General features: G+C 69.6%; 16 protein-coding genes. 13 read left to right on the forward strand and 3 right to left on the reverse strand.

The window, feature by feature from the left end:
• The first annotated feature begins 43 nt into the window (after positions 1-43).
• From PV963_RS32285 to PV963_RS32325, 9 genes are all read left to right on the forward strand, one after another.
• The gene (locus tag PV963_RS32285; RefSeq protein WP_274819819.1) at positions 44-832 is read left to right on the forward strand and encodes an enhanced serine sensitivity protein SseB; all 789 of its coding nucleotides are present in this window, start codon (positions 44-46) and stop codon (positions 830-832) included.
• Positions 833-1,029: 197 nt separating this feature from the next.
• The gene (locus tag PV963_RS32290; protein WP_274822027.1) at positions 1,030-1,848 is read left to right on the forward strand and encodes an IS5 family transposase; all 819 of its coding nucleotides are present in this window, start codon (positions 1,030-1,032) and stop codon (positions 1,846-1,848) included.
• Between the two features lie 54 nt (positions 1,849-1,902).
• Positions 1,903-2,703: an enhanced serine sensitivity protein SseB C-terminal domain-containing protein gene (locus PV963_RS32295; protein WP_274819821.1), complete on the forward strand. Its 801-nt coding sequence runs from the start codon at positions 1,903-1,905 to the stop codon at positions 2,701-2,703.
• A gap of 341 nt (positions 2,704-3,044) precedes the next feature.
• On the forward strand, positions 3,045-4,043 hold the full coding sequence (locus tag PV963_RS32300) for an ABC transporter permease (protein ID WP_274819823.1): 999 nt from the start codon (positions 3,045-3,047) through the stop codon (positions 4,041-4,043).
• 8 nt (positions 4,044-4,051) lie between these two features.
• Positions 4,052-5,821: an ABC transporter substrate-binding protein gene (locus PV963_RS32305; protein WP_274819825.1), complete on the forward strand. Its 1,770-nt coding sequence runs from the start codon at positions 4,052-4,054 to the stop codon at positions 5,819-5,821.
• Positions 5,822-5,912: 91 nt separating this feature from the next.
• Positions 5,913-6,923, forward strand: coding sequence for an ABC transporter permease (locus PV963_RS32310; RefSeq protein ID WP_274819826.1), 1,011 nt, complete (start codon positions 5,913-5,915; stop codon positions 6,921-6,923).
• A complete protein-coding gene (locus tag PV963_RS32315) occupies positions 6,920-8,002 on the forward strand; it encodes an ABC transporter ATP-binding protein (RefSeq protein WP_274819828.1) in 1,083 nt (360 codons plus the stop codon). Before PV963_RS32310 ends, PV963_RS32315 begins: the two co-directional genes overlap by 4 nt.
• Before the next feature lie 14 nt (positions 8,003-8,016).
• On the forward strand, positions 8,017-9,141 hold the full coding sequence (locus PV963_RS32320; RefSeq protein WP_274819830.1) for an ABC transporter ATP-binding protein: 1,125 nt from the start codon (positions 8,017-8,019) through the stop codon (positions 9,139-9,141).
• Positions 9,142-9,206: 65 nt separating this feature from the next.
• On the forward strand, positions 9,207-9,881 hold the full coding sequence (locus tag PV963_RS32325) for a trimeric intracellular cation channel family protein (protein ID WP_274819832.1): 675 nt from the start codon (positions 9,207-9,209) through the stop codon (positions 9,879-9,881).
• Here PV963_RS32325 and PV963_RS32330 read toward each other — a convergent pair.
• Positions 9,772-11,007 (reverse strand): alpha/beta hydrolase, encoded by a 1,236-nt coding sequence (locus PV963_RS32330; protein ID WP_274819833.1) that lies wholly within the window; start codon positions 11,005-11,007, stop codon positions 9,772-9,774. The two genes, PV963_RS32325 and PV963_RS32330, sit on opposite strands and share 110 nt — an antisense overlap.
• Positions 11,008-11,142: 135 nt before the next feature.
• Between PV963_RS32330 and PV963_RS32335 the strand changes: the two genes are divergently transcribed.
• Positions 11,143-12,003 carry a thioesterase family protein gene (locus PV963_RS32335; protein WP_274819835.1) on the forward strand — a complete coding sequence of 287 codons (861 nt, stop codon included), beginning with the start codon at positions 11,143-11,145 and terminating at the stop codon, positions 12,001-12,003.
• Between the two features lie 259 nt (positions 12,004-12,262).
• Here the strand turns inward: PV963_RS32335 and PV963_RS32340 are convergent, their stop codons facing one another.
• On the reverse strand, positions 12,263-12,901 hold the full coding sequence (locus tag PV963_RS32340; RefSeq protein WP_274819837.1) for a TetR family transcriptional regulator: 639 nt from the start codon (positions 12,899-12,901) through the stop codon (positions 12,263-12,265).
• A 116-nt stretch (positions 12,902-13,017) separates the two neighbouring features.
• On the opposite strand from PV963_RS32340, the gene PV963_RS32345 reads away from it, so the two are divergent.
• From PV963_RS32345 to PV963_RS32355, 3 genes are all read left to right on the forward strand, one after another.
• Positions 13,018-13,185 carry a hypothetical protein gene (locus tag PV963_RS32345; protein ID WP_274819839.1) on the forward strand — a complete coding sequence of 56 codons (168 nt, stop codon included), beginning with the start codon at positions 13,018-13,020 and terminating at the stop codon, positions 13,183-13,185.
• 56 nt (positions 13,186-13,241) lie between these two features.
• Positions 13,242-13,508 carry a DUF4190 domain-containing protein gene (locus PV963_RS32350; RefSeq protein ID WP_274819840.1) on the forward strand — a complete coding sequence of 89 codons (267 nt, stop codon included), beginning with the start codon at positions 13,242-13,244 and terminating at the stop codon, positions 13,506-13,508.
• Between the two features lie 149 nt (positions 13,509-13,657).
• Positions 13,658-14,827, forward strand: a complete 1,170-nt coding sequence (locus PV963_RS32355; protein ID WP_274819842.1) for a cysteine desulfurase family protein — start codon at positions 13,658-13,660, stop codon at positions 14,825-14,827.
• 235 nt (positions 14,828-15,062) lie between these two features.
• Here the strand turns inward: PV963_RS32355 and PV963_RS32360 are convergent, their stop codons facing one another.
• Positions 15,063-15,728: an N-acetylmuramoyl-L-alanine amidase gene (locus tag PV963_RS32360; RefSeq protein WP_274819844.1), complete on the reverse strand. Its 666-nt coding sequence runs from the start codon at positions 15,726-15,728 to the stop codon at positions 15,063-15,065.
• Between the last annotated feature and the right edge of the window lie 25 nt (positions 15,729-15,753).

Below are 15,753 nucleotides of genomic sequence, written 5' to 3' on the forward strand. Positions count from 1 at the left end.
GCCTTTTGAGCCACAGCAGTGGTTCCAGGCAGGCGGTAGGCATATGGACTTCCCGGCGGACTTCTCCGCGGACTTCCCGGCGCACACGCAGACCCACCCGCACGGCGGATGGCCCGGCAACGAACTGGAGGAGGTGCTCTCGGCCTCCCTCGGTGCCGGACCGTCGGCCGGCGGGCGGATCGTCGAGGTGCTCGGCCGGAGTTTCGTCTGGGTCCCCCTGCCGAGCGGCGGCGGCCCCCAAAGTGGCCCCCTGGACCTGCCCGGCATCGAGATCGAGGGCCAGGCCTACGTGCCGGTGTTCAGCTCGGAGGAGCAGTTCCGCCAGGTCGTCGGCTCCCACATGTCGTACACCATCGCGCCCGCCGTGGAGTTCGCCCGCGGCCTGCCCCCGCACGCCGGGATAGCCGTCAACCCGGGCGGTGTGGTCGGCATCCCGCTCCCGCCGCCCGCCGTGGCCGAGCTCTGCCGAGCCGGCCGGACCCCCTTGGACGGCCCCGCGAGCGGCGGCCGGGTCCGCCTCTTCGAGCCCGACTGGCAGGACGACCCGGTGGACTTCCTCGCCGCCGCCTCCGCCGAGTTCGAGGCGATCGGCGTCGTCGTCACCGCCCGCCGCTGCCTAGCCGCGATCGAGACCGCCGACCCGGTGATGTTCGTGGGTGTCGAACTCTCCCAGTGGGAAGGCGACCTGCGGGCTCTCCCCTTGGAGGCCCTGTCCCGCGCCGTCACCAAGTCCCCGGCCCCGTGGCCGGTCAACCTGGTCCTCCTGGACGTGGCGGAGGATCCGGTGGGCACCTGGATGAGGGACAGGGTCCGGCCCTTCTACCAGCGGTAGGTCAGGTACCCAAGGGGGGCGGGGCGGTGACATCATGCGGCTGCGCCGCGTGGGCGCGCCCGGCCACACCCGGCACGCACCCGCAAAGCGACACCGAGCCCCGAGCTCCCGGGCGGGCTTAGGGCTCCTTGCAGAATGATCTTCTTGTGGCACGGTGGAGAAGTATGTGATCCCGTGCGTGCTCCTTGGGGGTGACCCTGGTGCGGCGCAAGCCGTGGGAGGTCAGTGACGAGCTGTGGGCGGTGATCGAGCCGCTGCTGCCGAAGCATGAACGGCGGTTCCGGCACCCGGGGCGCAAGCGGATCGATGACCGCAAAACGCTGCAGGGTGTGCTGTTCGTCCTCTACACCGGAATCCAATGGGAGTACCTGCCGCAGGAGTTGGGGTTCGGTTCCGGTCCTACCTGCTGGCGGCGGCTGGCCGAATGGCAGGAGGCCGGGGTGTGGGAGGAACTCCAGCGGGTGCTGCTGGACCGGCTGCGGGCGGCAGACCGCCTGGACTTCTCCCGCGTCACCGTTGACGCCTCGCACGTGCAGGCCAAGCGGGGGCGAAGCAGCCCAAAAGTCGGCCCGAGCCCGGTTGACCGTGCACGGCCGGGCTCGAAGCACCACGTGTTGACCGACGCGCACGGCACCCCGCTGCGGGTGTCGTTGACGGGCGGGCACCGAAACGACGTCACCCAGCTCCTTCCGCTGGTCGACGGCCTGCCGCCGGTGCGGGGCAAGCGGGGCCGGCCCCGGCGCAAGCCCCGCACCTTGTATGCCGACCGTGGCTACGACCACGACATCTACCGCCGTCGGCTACGTGAGCGTGGCATCGTCCCGAAGATCGCCCGGCGCGGTCAGGCGCATGGCTCCGGCTTGGGCCGTGTGCGGTGGGTTGCCGAGTCCGCCATCGCCTGGCTCCACGGCCCTCGCCGCTTACGCACCCGCTGGGACGCCCGAGACGACATGCACGACGCCTTCCTGCAGCTCGCCCACTGCATGACCCTCGCCCGCAAGCACCCAGCATTCTGAAAGGACCCCTTAAGCTAGGTCACGGTCGAGGCGTTGTACGAAGGGGCGGTAAAGGTGAGCGCGAGCGGCACGGCCGCGGCCGGACAGGTCGAGCACATGCTGCGCCAGGTCACGCCCGGGCGTTACGACGCCTACGAGGCACTCCTGCGCGCGCTCGCGACCCCGCACACCGGCCAGATCTGGATGCTCCTCTGGCACGGTCAGGCGGGCTCCCCCGACGCCCAGTACGGGAACATGGAGGTCGACGGCTACGGCTACGCCCCCTGCGTGACCTCCGCCCAGGAGCTCTCGGCCAGCGGCTGGAACCGCAGTTACGAGGTGGTCGACGGAGTCGACGTCGCCCGCGCCCTCTACCCCGACCACTACGGCCTCTGGCTCAACCCGCACGCCCCCGGGGGCGGCGTCGGCATCCCCTGGCTCGACCTGCGCCGGATCGCCACGGGCCTGGACCGCCAGCCCGCCGGCCCGCTGCGGCTGTCCGAACCGGCCATCGAGATCCCCCAGTTCTACGCCCTGCTCGCGCAGAACGCCCACCGCACCCCGGCCGTCCGCTCGCTGCGCCGGGCCTGGGTGCAGCCCGCGCTCGGGGCGCCGTACCTCGCCATCGGACTGGATGTGTACGACACTTCGCCGCCGGCCGTGGATTCCGTGCGCGCGATGATGCAGCAGTCTCTCGGGGCCGTACCGGACGGGCTGCCCGTCTCGACCGTCGCCATGTCCGACGAACACGACCCGGTCGCCATGTGGCTGCGTGCGAACGCCCGTCCCTTCTACGACCGCGAGGCCCACGCCACCGCCCCTGTCCAGGCACCGGCCTCGGACTACGGCTTCCCCCCGGCCCAGGGCAGGTACTGACCCACTCCGCGGGCGTCCGCGGGTCATTGTTTCCCCACCTTCAAATGCGACAGGCTCTCAGCTCTTCGCGCGTAGATAAAGGTGAGAAGTGGGGGTATGCCCTAAAATCCACCCATCGCAGCGCGTCCGACCCCCGTTACCTGTTGTCCGGATAACGGAACCCCGCAGACAGCATCACGTTTACGCATCCTTTCACCGTCAAGTCTGGCAACAGATCGCCAAAGCGTTGAAGACTCCCCGCAAGACACGGGCCGGGTCGGTCTCGTGCACGAGACAAACAAACCGCTACAGCGGCAGCCAGGGGCTCGGCGATCGCCGGCCCGAGAGGGGTCAATCGCACCGTGACCGCACCGATCGAGACCACCGGGGCGGAAGCCGGAGCACAGCCCGAGGCCGTGCTCTCCGGGGTCAAGAAGAGCCAGATCGAAGGGCGTTCGCTCACCCAGATCGCCTGGATGCGCTTCAAGCGGGACAAGGTGGCGATGGCGGGAGGCGTCATCGTCATCCTGCTCGTGCTGATGGCGGTGTTCTCCAAGCCGATCCAGTGGATCTTCAACCTCGATCCCAACAAGTTCAACCAGGACCTCATCGACCCCGCGCTGCTCGCCCCCAAGGGCGGCTGGGGAGGCATGAGTTGGGACCACCCGCTCGGCGTGGACCCGCAGTACGGCCGGGACATGCTCGCCCGCATCATCGACGGCTCCTGGGTCTCCCTCCTGGTCGCGGGCGGCGCCACGCTGCTGTCCGTGTGCATCGGCACCGTGCTCGGCGTCATCGCCGGCTACTACGGCGGCTGGATCGACAGCGTCATCAGCAGGCTGATGGACACCTTCCTGGCGTTCCCGCTGCTGCTGTTCGCCATCTCGATCTCGGCCTCGGTGCAGGACGGTTTCTTCGGCCTCGACGGGCTGTCGCTGCGCATCTGCGTGCTGATCTTCGTGATCGGCTTCTTCAGCTGGCCGTACATCGGCCGCATCGTGCGCGCCCAGACGATGACCCTGCGCAAGCGGGAGTTCATCGAGGCCGCCACGAGCCTCGGGGCGCGCGGCCCGTACGTCCTGTTCCGGGAACTGCTCCCGAACCTCGTCGCGCCGATCCTCGTCTACTCGACGCTGATCATCCCGACGAACATCCTGTTCGAGGCCGCGCTGAGCTTCCTCGGTGTCGGTATCGCTCCGCCGCAGGCCTCCTGGGGCGGCATGCTCAGCAACGCTGTGGATCTCTACACGGCTGATCCGCAGTACATGTTCGTGCCCGGACTGGCGATCTTCATCACCGTCCTGGCCTTCAACCTGCTGGGTGACGGGCTGCGTGACGCCCTCGACCCTCGCAGCAAGTGATCCATCGAATGAGGGGGCTTCCTCAGGTGAAGACGAGAAGGGTGACCGCCGGCGTTGCGTCGGTCCTGGCACTGTCGCTGGGCGCTGCCGCATGTGGCGGCGGAGGTGACGACAACGACGGGAACGGAGGCAACGGCAAGAAGGACGCCGCGCTGACCTCGATCGTCAACCCGTCGAGCAAGAAGGGCGGGACGGTCACGTACGAGCACTCGGACGTGCCCGACTCCCTCGACCCGGGCAACACGTACTACGGCTGGGTGCAGAACTTCTCCCGCCTCTACGGCAGGACGCTCACGTCGTTCAAACCGGCGGCGGGCAAGGAAGGCCTGGAGATCGTGCCGGACCTCGCCGAGTCCCTCGGCAAGTCCAGCCCGGACGCCAAGACCTGGACGTACAAGCTGCGCGCCGGCGTGAAGTTCCAGGACGGCACACCGGTGACGTCCAAGGACGTGAAGTACGCCATCGAGCGCTCCAACTTCGCGCCCGAGGCCCTGTCCAACGGCCCGACGTACTTCAAGTCGTACCTGGAGGGCGGCGACAAGTACCAGGGTCCCTACAAGGACAAGTCCGCCGAGGGCATCAAGTCGATCGAGACGCCGGACGACCGGACGATCGTCTTCAAGCTGAAGCAGCCGTTCGCCGACTTCGACTACCTGGCCACGTTCTCGCAGACGGCGCCGGTGCCGAAGGCGAAGGACACCGGTGCGAAGTACGTGCAGAACATCGTGTCCTCCGGCCCGTACCAGTTCCAGTCCTACGAGGAGGGCCGCAGCGCCACCCTGGTGCGCAACCCCCAGTGGGACGCGAAGACGGACCCGGTCCGCAAGGCTCTGCCGGACAAGATCTCGATCAAGTTCAAGGTCAACCCGGTCACGGTCGACAACAACCTGCTCTCCGACAAGATCACGGCTGACGCGGCCGGCACGGGTGTGCAGCCGCAGACCCAGCCGAAGGTGCTGCGCGGCAAGTACGCCAACCAGACGGACAGCTCCTACGCGGGCGCCACGCAGTACATCGCGCTCAACGTGAACGTCAAGCCGTTCGACAACGAGCACTGCCGCAAGGCCGTCCAGTGGGGTCTGGACAAGCAGTCCGTCCTGGACGCGATGGGCGGCTCGCCGAAGGGCGATGTGGCGACCACGCTGCTGCCGCCGTCGGTCAACGGCTACACCAAGTTCGACACCTACGCGACCGACGGTCACAAGGGTGACGTGGCCAAGGCCAAGGAAGAGCTGAAGGCGTGCGGCAAGCCGAACGGCTTCAACACGATCCTGACGGCCCGTTCCGACCGGCCCGCCGAGATCGCTGCCGCGACGGCCACCCAGGAGTCGCTGAAGAAGATCGGCATCAACATCGAGATCAAGCAGTTCCCCTCCGGCAAGTACTTCTCCAACTTCGCCGGTGTCCCGAGCTACGTCCACCAGAACAAGCTCGGCATGCTCTCGATGGCGTGGGGTGCCGACTGGCCGACCGGCTACGGCTTCCTCGACCAGATCGTCAACGGCGCGGCCATCAAGCCCTCGGGCGGCAACAACCTGATGGAGCTGGACGACCCGAAGATCAACAAGGCCCTGACGGACGCGATCGCCAACACCGACGACGCGGCCCGCACCAAGGCCTGGGGCGAGATCGACAAGATGGTGCTCGACAACGCCTCGGTCGTCCCGCTGGTCTACCGCAAGAACCTGCTGCTCCGGCCGACGTCCGCGACCAACGTCACGGTCACGCAGGCCTACCTCGGCATGTACGACTACCTGCTGATGAGCTCCTCGAAGTAACTCAGCAGGCCGGATCCTTTCGAAAGGCAGGTGAAGGCACCGGGTGGCCGCGGCGGATGATCCCGCCGCGGCCGCCCGGGGCCGTACAGCTGTGGCTGCGTACATCCTCCGACGCGTCATGGGCGCGGTGCTGTTGCTGCTGGTGGTCAGCGCAGTCACCTTCGCCATCTTCTTCCTGGTACCCCGCCTCGGGGGCCAGACGGCCGACCAGTTGGCCACCCAGTACGTCGGCAAGGACGCGAACCCCGAGTCCGTCGCCGCGATCAAGAAGAACCTGGGACTGGATCAGCCCGTCTACGAGCAGTTCTGGAACTTCGTGAAGGGCCTCGTGGCGGGCGCCGACTACCGGTTCGGTCCCGACGCGACGCACTGCAGCGCACCCTGCTTCGGGTACTCCTTCAAGAGCCACATCGAGGTCTGGCCGCAGTTGGAGCAACGGATCCCCGTCTCCTTCTCGCTGGCCATCGGCGCGGCGGTGATCTGGGTGATCAGCGGCGTGACGATCGGTGTCATCTCGGCACTGCGCAAGGGCAAGCCCGTCGACCGCATCTCCATGTTCATCGCGCTCGCCGGCGTCTCGCTCCCGATCTTCTTCACCGGCCAGGTGCTGAACGCGCTCTTCGTCTACGAGATCCCCATCTGGGAGAGCATCGACTACGTCCCGTTCACCGAGAACCCGGCCGACTGGGCGTGGCACCTGCTGTTGCCCTGGATCAGCCTCGCCTTCCTGTTCTCCGCGCTGTACGCCCGGCTCACCCGGGCGGGCATGCTGGAGACGATGAGCGAGGACTACATCAGAACGGCCAGGGCCAAGGGTCTGAAGGAGACCACGGTCGTGACCAAGCACGGCCTGCGCTCCGCGCTCACCCCGATCGTCACCATCTTCGGCATGGACTTCGGCACCCTCGTCGGCACCGCGGTGCTCACCGAGACGGTGTTCTCCCTCCAGGGCATCGGCGCATACTCGGTCCAGGCCATCAAGGACAACGACCTGCCCATCGTGATGGGCGTGACCCTGGTCGCCGCGTTCTTCATCGTCTTCTGCAATCTGATCGTCGACCTGGTGTACGCCGCCATCGACCCCCGGGTGAGGTACTCGTGAGCAAGCTCGACAAAGCCGCGCTCGGCGAACCGGACACCACCGCCCCGTCCGTCGCGGACGACGTGTTCCTGTCCGTCCGTGATCTGCGCATCCACTTCGACACCGACGACGGTCTGGTCAAGTCCGTGGACGGCGTCAGCTTCGACGTGCGCAAGGGCAGGACCCTGGGCATCGTGGGCGAGTCCGGCTCCGGCAAGTCCGTCACCTCGCTCGGCGTGATGGGCCTGCACCGCTCGGCGCGCGCCAAGGTCTCCGGCGAGGTGTGGCTGGACGGCCAGGAGCTGATCGCGGCCGACCCCGACGACGTACGGCGGCTGCGCGGCCGGAAGATGGCCATGATCTTCCAGGACCCGCTGTCGGCGATGCACCCCTACTACTCGGTCGGGCAGCAGATCGTCGAGGCGTACCGGGTCCACAACGACGTCAGCAAGAAGGTCGCCAAGCAGCGGGCGATCGAGATGCTGGACCGCGTCGGCATCCCCGAGCCCGCCAAGCGCGTGGACGGCTACCCGCACGAGTTCTCCGGCGGTATGCGCCAGCGCGCCATGATCGCCATGGCGCTGGTGAACAACCCCGAGCTGCTCATCGCCGACGAGCCGACCACCGCCCTGGACGTCACCGTGCAGGCGCAGATCCTCGATCTGATCCACGATCTGCAGAAGGAGTTCGGCTCCGCGGTCATCATGATCACCCACGACCTGGGCGTGGTCGCCGAGATGGCCGACGACCTGCTGGTGATGTACGGCGGCCGGTGCGTGGAGCGCGGTCCCGCCGAGGACGTGTTCTCCGAGCCCCGGCACCCCTACACCGGGGGCCTGCTCGGCTCGATGCCGCGCCTGGACCGCGAGGAGACCGACCGGCTCATCCCGATCAAGGGCGCGCCGCCCTCCCTCATCAACCTCCCGTCCGGCTGCGCCTTCCACCCGCGCTGCCCGTACGCGGACATCCCGAAGGACAACGTCACCCGCACCGTCCGCCCCGAGCTGACCGAGGTCGGCGGCTCGCACTGGGCCGCCTGCCACATGGGCCAGGAGCAGCGGGAGCGTATCTGGACCGAAGAGATTGCGCCGAAGCTGTGAGCGACGAAAAAGCGGTGAGCAAACCGGACACGAGCGGGAGCACCCTCACCCAGGACACCGCCGCCGACGGCGAGGTCCTGCTGAAGGTGACCGGCCTGGAGAAGCACTTCCCGATCCGCAAGGGCCTGCTCCAGCGGCAGACCGGCGCGGTGCGCGCCGTCGACGGCATCGACTTCGAGGTCCGCAAGGGCGAGACGCTCGGCGTCGTCGGCGAGTCGGGCTGCGGCAAGTCCACCATGGGCCGGCTGATCACCCGGCTGCTCGAACCGACCGGCGGCACGGTCGAGTTCGAGGGCAAGGACATCACGCACCTGAAGACAGGCGAGCTGCGCCCGATGCGCCGCGACGTGCAGATGATCTTCCAGGACCCGTACTCCTCGCTGAACCCCCGGCACACCATCGGCACGATCGTCGGCGCCCCCTTCCGGCTCCAGGGCGTCGAGCCCGAGGGCGGGGTGAAGAAGGAGGTCCAGCGGCTGCTGTCGGTGGTCGGCCTCAACCCCGAGCACTACAACCGCTATCCGCACGAGTTCTCCGGCGGCCAGCGCCAGCGCATCGGCATCGCCCGGGCGCTCGCCCTCAACCCCAAGCTGGTGGTGGCGGACGAGCCGGTCTCCGCGCTGGACGTGTCGATCCAGGCGCAGGTGGTGAACCTGCTGGACGACCTCCAGGAGGAGCTCGGCCTGACGTACGTGATCATCGCGCACGACCTGTCGGTCGTCCGGCACGTCTCGGACCGGATCGCCGTGATGTACCTCGGCAAGATCGTCGAGCTGGCTGACCGCGACAAGCTGTACAAGTCGCCGATGCACCCGTACTCCAAGGCGCTGCTGTCGGCCGTGCCGATACCGGATCCCAAGCGCCGGGGCGTCAAGAGCGAGCGCATCCTGCTCAAGGGCGACGTGCCCTCGCCGATCGCCCCGCCGAGCGGCTGCCGCTTCCACACCCGGTGCTGGAAGGCGACGGAGATCTGCAAGACCACGGAGCCGCCGCTGGTGGAGCTGCGGGCCGGGCAGCGCGTCGCCTGCCACCACCCGGAGAACTTCGAGGACCAGCAGCCGCAGGACACCAAGCTGCTGTCCTCGGCGAAGGAGGCGTCGGTGGGGAAGGCCGCTGCCGAGGAGTCCGCGCAGAAGTAAGCACGCCGGAGAACCCCCGCCTTGTTCTGCAAGGCGGGGGTTTGCCACGGGGCGAGAATGTCCGGGTGCTCCAACAACTGTTCAGCCCCTCCGTCCAGCACACGCTCGACCTGATCGGCATCTTCGTCTTCGCGATCTCCGGCGCCCTCCTGGCCGTACGCAAGAACTTCGACGTGTTCGGCATCGCCGTGCTCGCCGAGGTCACCGCGCTGGGCGGCGGGCTCTTCCGTGACCTGGTCATCGGGGCCGTACCGCCCGCCGCCTTCACGGACCTGGGGTACTTCCTCACCCCGCTGCTCGCCACCCTGCTCGTCTTCTTCCTGCACCCGCAGGTGGAGCGCATCCAGGTCGCCGTGAACGTCTTCGACGCGGCCGGCCTCGGCCTGTTCTGCGTCGCCGGCACGATCAAGGCGTACGAGTACGGGCTCGGCCTGACCGCCTCCGCCGGCCTGGGGCTGACCACCGCGGTGGGCGGCGGTGTGCTGCGGGACGTGCTCGCCAACGAGGTGCCCTCGCTGCTGCGCTGGGACCGCGACCTCTATGCGGTCCCGGCGATCGTCGGCGCCGCCCTGGCCGCCCTGTGCATCCGCTACGACGCCCTGAACCCGTTCACCAGCGCCCTCGCGGTGATCACCGCCTTCGTGCTGCGCCTGCTCGCGATGCGGTTCCACTGGCGAGCTCCGCGGGCGTGGCACCGGCGGTCGACGGTGAGCGAGGAAGAGCAGCCCGTCCTGCCGTGACGCGGCCGCGGCCCATCACCTCCGTCAGCCAGCGGAACGCCGGGACCACCTGCGGCCGCCACAGCGCCATGGTGTGACCGCCCGCGCTCCTCGGGACGTACACCACGTGCACGGTCGTCGGCGCCTTCGCGGCCTGTTCCAGGGCGACGGCCGCCTCGTAGCCGTCGTGCGGCTGGCCGGAAAGGTAGAGCGAGATGCGCGGCGGGACGGGCGCCTTGCGCAGCAGCAGATAGGGGTTGTTCTCGGCCCGGAGGGCGGGGTTCTGCGCGGCGAGCGAGGCCCGTTCGCCGATCGGGTCGTTGTAGCCGGACAGGCTGACGGCGGCCCGGTAGCGGTCGGGGTGGGCGACGGCGAGCTTGGCCGCGCAGTGCGCCCCGGCCGAGTAGCCGGCCACCGCCCAGCCCTCCGGGGCGGACTCGGCACGGAAGTTGTCCATGACCATCATCGGCACGTCCACGCTCAGCCAGGTGTCGGCGTTGACCGTGCCCGGGATGTTGGCGCAGCCGGTGTCCACCCCGGCCAGCAGATTGGTGCGCGGCGCGACCAGGATGAACGGGGCGACCTGCCCGTCCCGCATCAGCGGCTCCAGCTGCTCGTTCACGTGCAGCGAGCCGAACCAGGCCTTCGCCTGGCCGGGATAGCCGGGCAGCAACTCCACGACCGGGAACTTGTGGTGCCGGTAGGCCGGTTCGCCGTACTGCGGCGGGAGCCAGACGTAGACCTCGGCGTTCACGCCCGAGACCCGGCCCTTGAGCTGGGTGACGCGCACGCCGCCGGCCGCGCGCATGCCGGGTCCGGTGGCCGGCCGGAAGGTCTGGCGCACCTTGGGCAGCCGCTTCAGCGCGATGCCTCCGGTGCCGTCGGCGCCCAGATTGGCCGCCTGCTGCACGTGGTCGCCGGTGCCGAGCAGGTCGGCCCAGTTGTCGTACAGGTTGTTGGCGTTGTTGACCAGCGTGAAGACCAGCGCCACTGCAGTTCCCTGGGCGAACAGCAGCATCAGCGCGCGCGTCGCGGTGCGCAGGGCGCGGGGGCCGCGGACGCGCGACCACAGGGCGAGCGGCAGCGCCAGCGCGACGATCGACAGCGCGATCAGCGTGTAGAGGAACGCAGTCCCGGTGAGGCTCATGTCTCTTCAGAGGGTCGGACGGTCCTTCGGGTTTACGGACGAGTGCGGACACTTACCGAGAAATTGCCGAGGTCTCACCCAAGCCGGAACCGACCAAAGCTACCGCTTAGTAGTTAGTTCTTGTACTGTTCAGCCATGCCAGAAGCAGCCTCCGCACCGGCCGTCCGGGCCACGATCGGCGACAGCGAGTTCGACCGCGACACCGCGCTCACCCGGCGCGCGCCCGGCGTCTACGACATCGACCTCTCCGCGGGCTGGACGATCATCAGTGCCGTGAACGGCGGCTATCTGCTGGCCGTCCTGGGCCGCGCGCTCGCGGACACCCTGCCGCACGCCGACCCCTTCACCATCTCGGCGCACTACCTGACCGCGTCACGGCCCGGCCCGGCGGTCGTCCGCACGGACGTCGTCCGCACCGGCCGGACCCTGTCGACGGGCCAGGCCTCCCTCTTCCAGTACGACGACGACGGCCGCGAGGTGGAACGCATCCGCGTCCTCGCCTCCTACGGCGACCTGGACACGCTGCCCGACGACGTCCGTACGACGGCCAGGCCGCCCGCGATCCCGCCGCTGGAGCACTGCTTCGGCCCGGAGGATGGCCCGGCCCCGATCCCCGGCAGCTCGGCCATCACCGACCGGCTGATGCTCAAGCTCGACCCGTCGACCCTGGGCTGGGCCCTCGGCGAGCCGTCCGGCAAGGGCGAGATGCGGGCCTGGTTCGGGCTCGCGGACGGCCGTGACCACGACCCGCTCTCCCTGCTGCTGGCGGTGGACGCCCTGCCGCCCACCGCCTTCGAGCTCGGGCTAAGGGGCTGGGTGCCCACCGTCGAGCTGACCGTGCACGTCCGCTGCCGCCCGGCGCCGGGCCCGCTGCGCGTGTCGATCACCACCCGCAACCTCGCCGGCGGCTTCCTGGAGGAGGACGCCGAGGTGTGGGACAGCGCCGACCGGCTGGTGGCGCAGTCCCGCCAGCTCGCCCGGGTCAGGCTCGGCTGAGCGGCTCGCGCGTGTTCTCGTCCCGCTGATCGTCCGGCAGCCCGCGCTGGGTGACGGTCAGCGCAAAACCCGGCGAGTTCCGGGTCGAGTTCACGCGGGCGGCCCCCGGTCTCGGACGGGTCCCAGGTGCCGGTCTCGGTCTGCCGGGCGTAGGCCGACAGGGCGGCCAGGGCGGGCACTTCGCGGCCTCGTCGTACGCGGCCGTCCAGCGGGGCGGGCCCGGGCCCGCCCCTGCTGTCGTTCCTGCCGGTGCGGTCAGTCAGTCCAGCCAGTGATGGCGGCCCAGGCCGATCAGTCGCATCTGGCGGGTCGCCACCTGCGTGACGCGCCGGGTTCGCTCCTCGCGCTCCTGTTCCGGCCCCTCCAGCGCCTCCAGGAAGAGCGACGCGGTGATCAGCATCTGGTCGACGTAGAGGTGCGCGAGCATCAGCAGGTCGTCCTCGGTCCAGCCCGCGGACACCGGGTCCTTGGCCAGTTCGTCCTTGACCTCCTGGGCGAACCGGGCCAGTTGGTCCCGTATGGCCTCCCGTACCGGCTGGACTCCGCCATGTCGCTCACGGGCGATGAACCGGACATGCGCGGGGTACCCGTCGACATGACGGGCGATCAGCTCGATGGTGCGCGTGATGCGCTCCTCGCTGTCGCCCGTCGTGGACACCGTCGTCCGGATCATCGGGTGCAGGCTGCCCAGCGCCTCCTCGACCAGGGCCACGCCCAGATCCGCCGTGGAGCGGAAGTGGCGGTAGAAGGCCGTCGGGGCGACACCGACGGCGCGGGTGACCTCGCGCAGCCCCAGGCTGCTCAGACTCTGCTCCTCCAGCAGCCCGAGGGCCGCGTCCAGGAGTGCCTGCCGGGTCTTCTGCTTCTGGGCCTGCCGGACGCCGAGGGTGTGACTCATACCATGCAGTTAACAACTGTTCTCTGGAATTGGAAAGTCATGAGGCGCGCTAGACTGGGAAGTCAGTGAACAAGTGTAACTACAACCGTTCACCGAAACCCTGGGGGTTGTTTCCCGTGCTGTTCATCGTCGCCGCACTCCTGCTGCTGGGTGCCGTCCTGGGCACCGTGGCCCACGCGCCGCTCACCTTCTCCGTCGCCGCGGGCGTCGTCATCGCCGTCTGGCTCGGCGTCTTCGCGCTCCGCGAGCGCCACGGCCGCCGGCGCCACCCACAGGCCCACTGATCACCGCGCGCCAAGCGAGCCCCCCACCGCCGACCCGACACCGGGAGTCGATCACCATGCAGCTCACCGCACCGGCCACGCGCCGCACCGGTATCCGCGACACCGACGGCATGGCCGTCGCGTCCTTCGTCTTCGGCCTGCTCGGCCTGCTCGTGCTGAACGTCTTCCTCGGCCCCACCGCCATCGTGCTGGCGAGCATCGCCCTGTGGCGCGGCACCCAGCGCCGCGGCCGCGCGTTCCTGGGGCTGGGCCTCGGCGTCGCCGACCTGGTGGTCCTGGTGGCGTTCATGCAGGCCGACAGCACGATCTCGTGGAGCTTCTGAGCCGTCGTAGGACAGTCCGTTGCCGACAAGCCGCGGCCGGCCCGGGGACGACGGGTCGCAGCCGCGTGGGAAAGCGGTTCACTTCGCTTCAGGTTCGGCCAACCTTGATCTGAGGACGGTCGTGGGGGAGCCGTAGAATCGGGCTCACCATGGCTTACCTCGACCACGCCGCGACCACCCCGATGCTCCCGGAGGCGGCAGAGGCGCTCACCGCCCTCCTGGGTGCCACCGGCAATGCCTCATCCCTCCACGCATCCGGTCGGCAGGCCCGCCGCGCCGTCGAGGAGGCCCGCGAGACCCTCGCCGAAGCCCTCGGCGCCCGCCCCAGCGAGGTCGTCTTCACCGCGGGCGGCACGGAGGCCGACAACCTCGCCGTCAAGGGCCTTTACTGGTCACGCCGTGACGCAGACCCGGCCCGCACCCGCGTCCTCGCCAGCCCCGTCGAGCACCACGCGGTCCTCGACGCCGTGCACTGGCTCGGCGAACACGAGGGCGCCACCATCGAGTACCTCCCGGTCGACGCCCACGGCCGCGTCCACCCGGACGCCCTGCGCGAGGCGATCGCCCGCAACCCCGACGACGTGGCCCTCGCCACCGTCATGTGGGCCAACAACGAGATCGGGACGATCCTGCCGATCCGCGAACTCGCCGACGCCGCCGCCGAGTTCGGTGTCCCCCTGCACTCCGACGCCGTCCAGGCCTTCGGCCAGATCCCCGTCGACTTCGCCGCCTCCGGCCTCGCCGCGATGACGGTCTCGGGCCACAAGATCGGCGGCCCGTACGGCATCGGCGCCCTCATCCTCGGCCGTGAACACACCCCCGTACCCGTCCTGCACGGCGGCGGCCAGGAACGGCATGTGCGCTCCGGCACCCTCGACGTGCCCGCCATCGCCTCCTTCGCGGTCGCCGGGCGGCTGGCCGCCGAGCAGCGCGAGTGGTTCGCCCGCGAGATCGGCGCCCTGCGCGACGCCCTCGTCACCGCGGTCCGTACGGCGGTGCCCGACGCGATCCTCGGCGGCGACCCGGACCCGGAGGGACGCCTCCCGGCCAACGCGCACTTCACCTTCCCCGGCTGCGAGGGCGACTCCCTGCTGCTCCTGCTCGACGCCCAGGGCATCGAGTGCTCCACCGGCTCCGCCTGCACGGCCGGCGTCGCGCAGCCCAGCCACGTCCTCCTCGCCACCGGCACCGACCCGGACCTGGCCCGCGGCACCCTCCGCTTCTCCCTCGGCCACACCTCCACTCAGGCCGATGTCGAGGCCCTGGCGAAGGCCATCGGGCCGGCCGTTGAGCGGGCGCGGGCGGCGGGGCTGACGTAGGGACCGGCGTCGGGACTGACGTAGGGACCGGCTTAGGGACTGCGAAGGGACCGGCGCGAACCTGGGGCGCGCGGCGCTCGGCGTGGACGGGGGCGCGCCCTGGTCGGCTACCTGTGCGCGCTCATGATCGTGTCCGCGGTCCTCTTCGCGATGTCGTTCCGCCGCCTCTGGCGCGGAGCGCTCGGCCAGGGGCTGGCACCCGCCGTCGCGCTCGTCGCCGTCCTGTTCTGACCGGTCAGGCGGGCGCCGTACGCGCCTCGCGCACCAGCCGCATGTACGTGTCCCAGTCCCAGTGCGGCCCCGGGTCCGTGTGGTCCGTGCCCGGGACCTCCACGTGGCCGATGATGTGCTCGCGGTCGACGGGTATGCCGTAGCGCGCGCAGATCCGGGCCGTGAGGCGGGCCGATGCCTCGTACATCTCGTCCGTGAAGTCCTGCGGACGGTCCACGAAACCCGCGTGCTCGATGCCGACACTGCGCTCGTTGTAGTCGCGGTTGCCCGCGTGGTACGCCACGTCCAGCTCGCGGATCATCTGGGCGATGTGCCCGTCCTTGCGGACGATGTAGTGGGACGCCGCTCCGTGCGACGGGTCCTGGAAGGCCCTCACCGCGCTGTCGAAGCCGCCCTGGGTGACATGGATGACGACCATGTCTATGCCGTAGTCGTCGGGCCGGTCCGCGCGGCGCCAGTTCGCGTCGGACGCGGCCACCCAGCGCGCGCCCGCGTAGTCGACCTCGCCCTGCTTGCGCGGCTTCTCGACGCCGGGCACGCGCCACCACAGACGCGCCAGCTCGTCCCGGGCCAGCATGGCGGAGCCCGCCGCGGCCACCGTGCCACCGATCAGCAGCGCGCGACGGCCGACCTTCCGGTCGCCGTCCTTCGAAGCCTTCCGCTGTCCCATGTGATCGCCAACGGATACCCGGCGG

It is taken from the genome of Streptomyces coeruleorubidus (assembly GCF_028885415.1).
In the GTDB taxonomy this organism is placed as follows: domain Bacteria; phylum Actinomycetota; class Actinomycetes; order Streptomycetales; family Streptomycetaceae; genus Streptomyces; species Streptomyces coeruleorubidus_A.

Coding starts and splice junctions, on each gene's coding strand:
- PV963_RS32285 (WP_274819819.1), top strand. CDS start 44: ATGGACTTCCCGGCGGACTTCTCCGCGGACTTCCCGGCGCACACGCAG.
- PV963_RS32305 (WP_274819825.1), top strand. CDS start 4,052: ATGAGGGGGCTTCCTCAGGTGAAGACGAGAAGGGTGACCGCCGGCGTT.
- PV963_RS32330 (WP_274819833.1), bottom strand. CDS start 11,007: ATGAGCCTCACCGGGACTGCGTTCCTCTACACGCTGATCGCGCTGTCG.
- PV963_RS32335 (WP_274819835.1), top strand. CDS start 11,143: ATGCCAGAAGCAGCCTCCGCACCGGCCGTCCGGGCCACGATCGGCGAC.
- PV963_RS32340 (WP_274819837.1), bottom strand. CDS start 12,901: ATGAGTCACACCCTCGGCGTCCGGCAGGCCCAGAAGCAGAAGACCCGG.
- PV963_RS32350 (WP_274819840.1), top strand. CDS start 13,242: ATGCAGCTCACCGCACCGGCCACGCGCCGCACCGGTATCCGCGACACC.
- PV963_RS32355 (WP_274819842.1), top strand. CDS start 13,658: ATGGCTTACCTCGACCACGCCGCGACCACCCCGATGCTCCCGGAGGCG.
- PV963_RS32360 (WP_274819844.1), bottom strand. CDS start 15,728: ATGGGACAGCGGAAGGCTTCGAAGGACGGCGACCGGAAGGTCGGCCGT.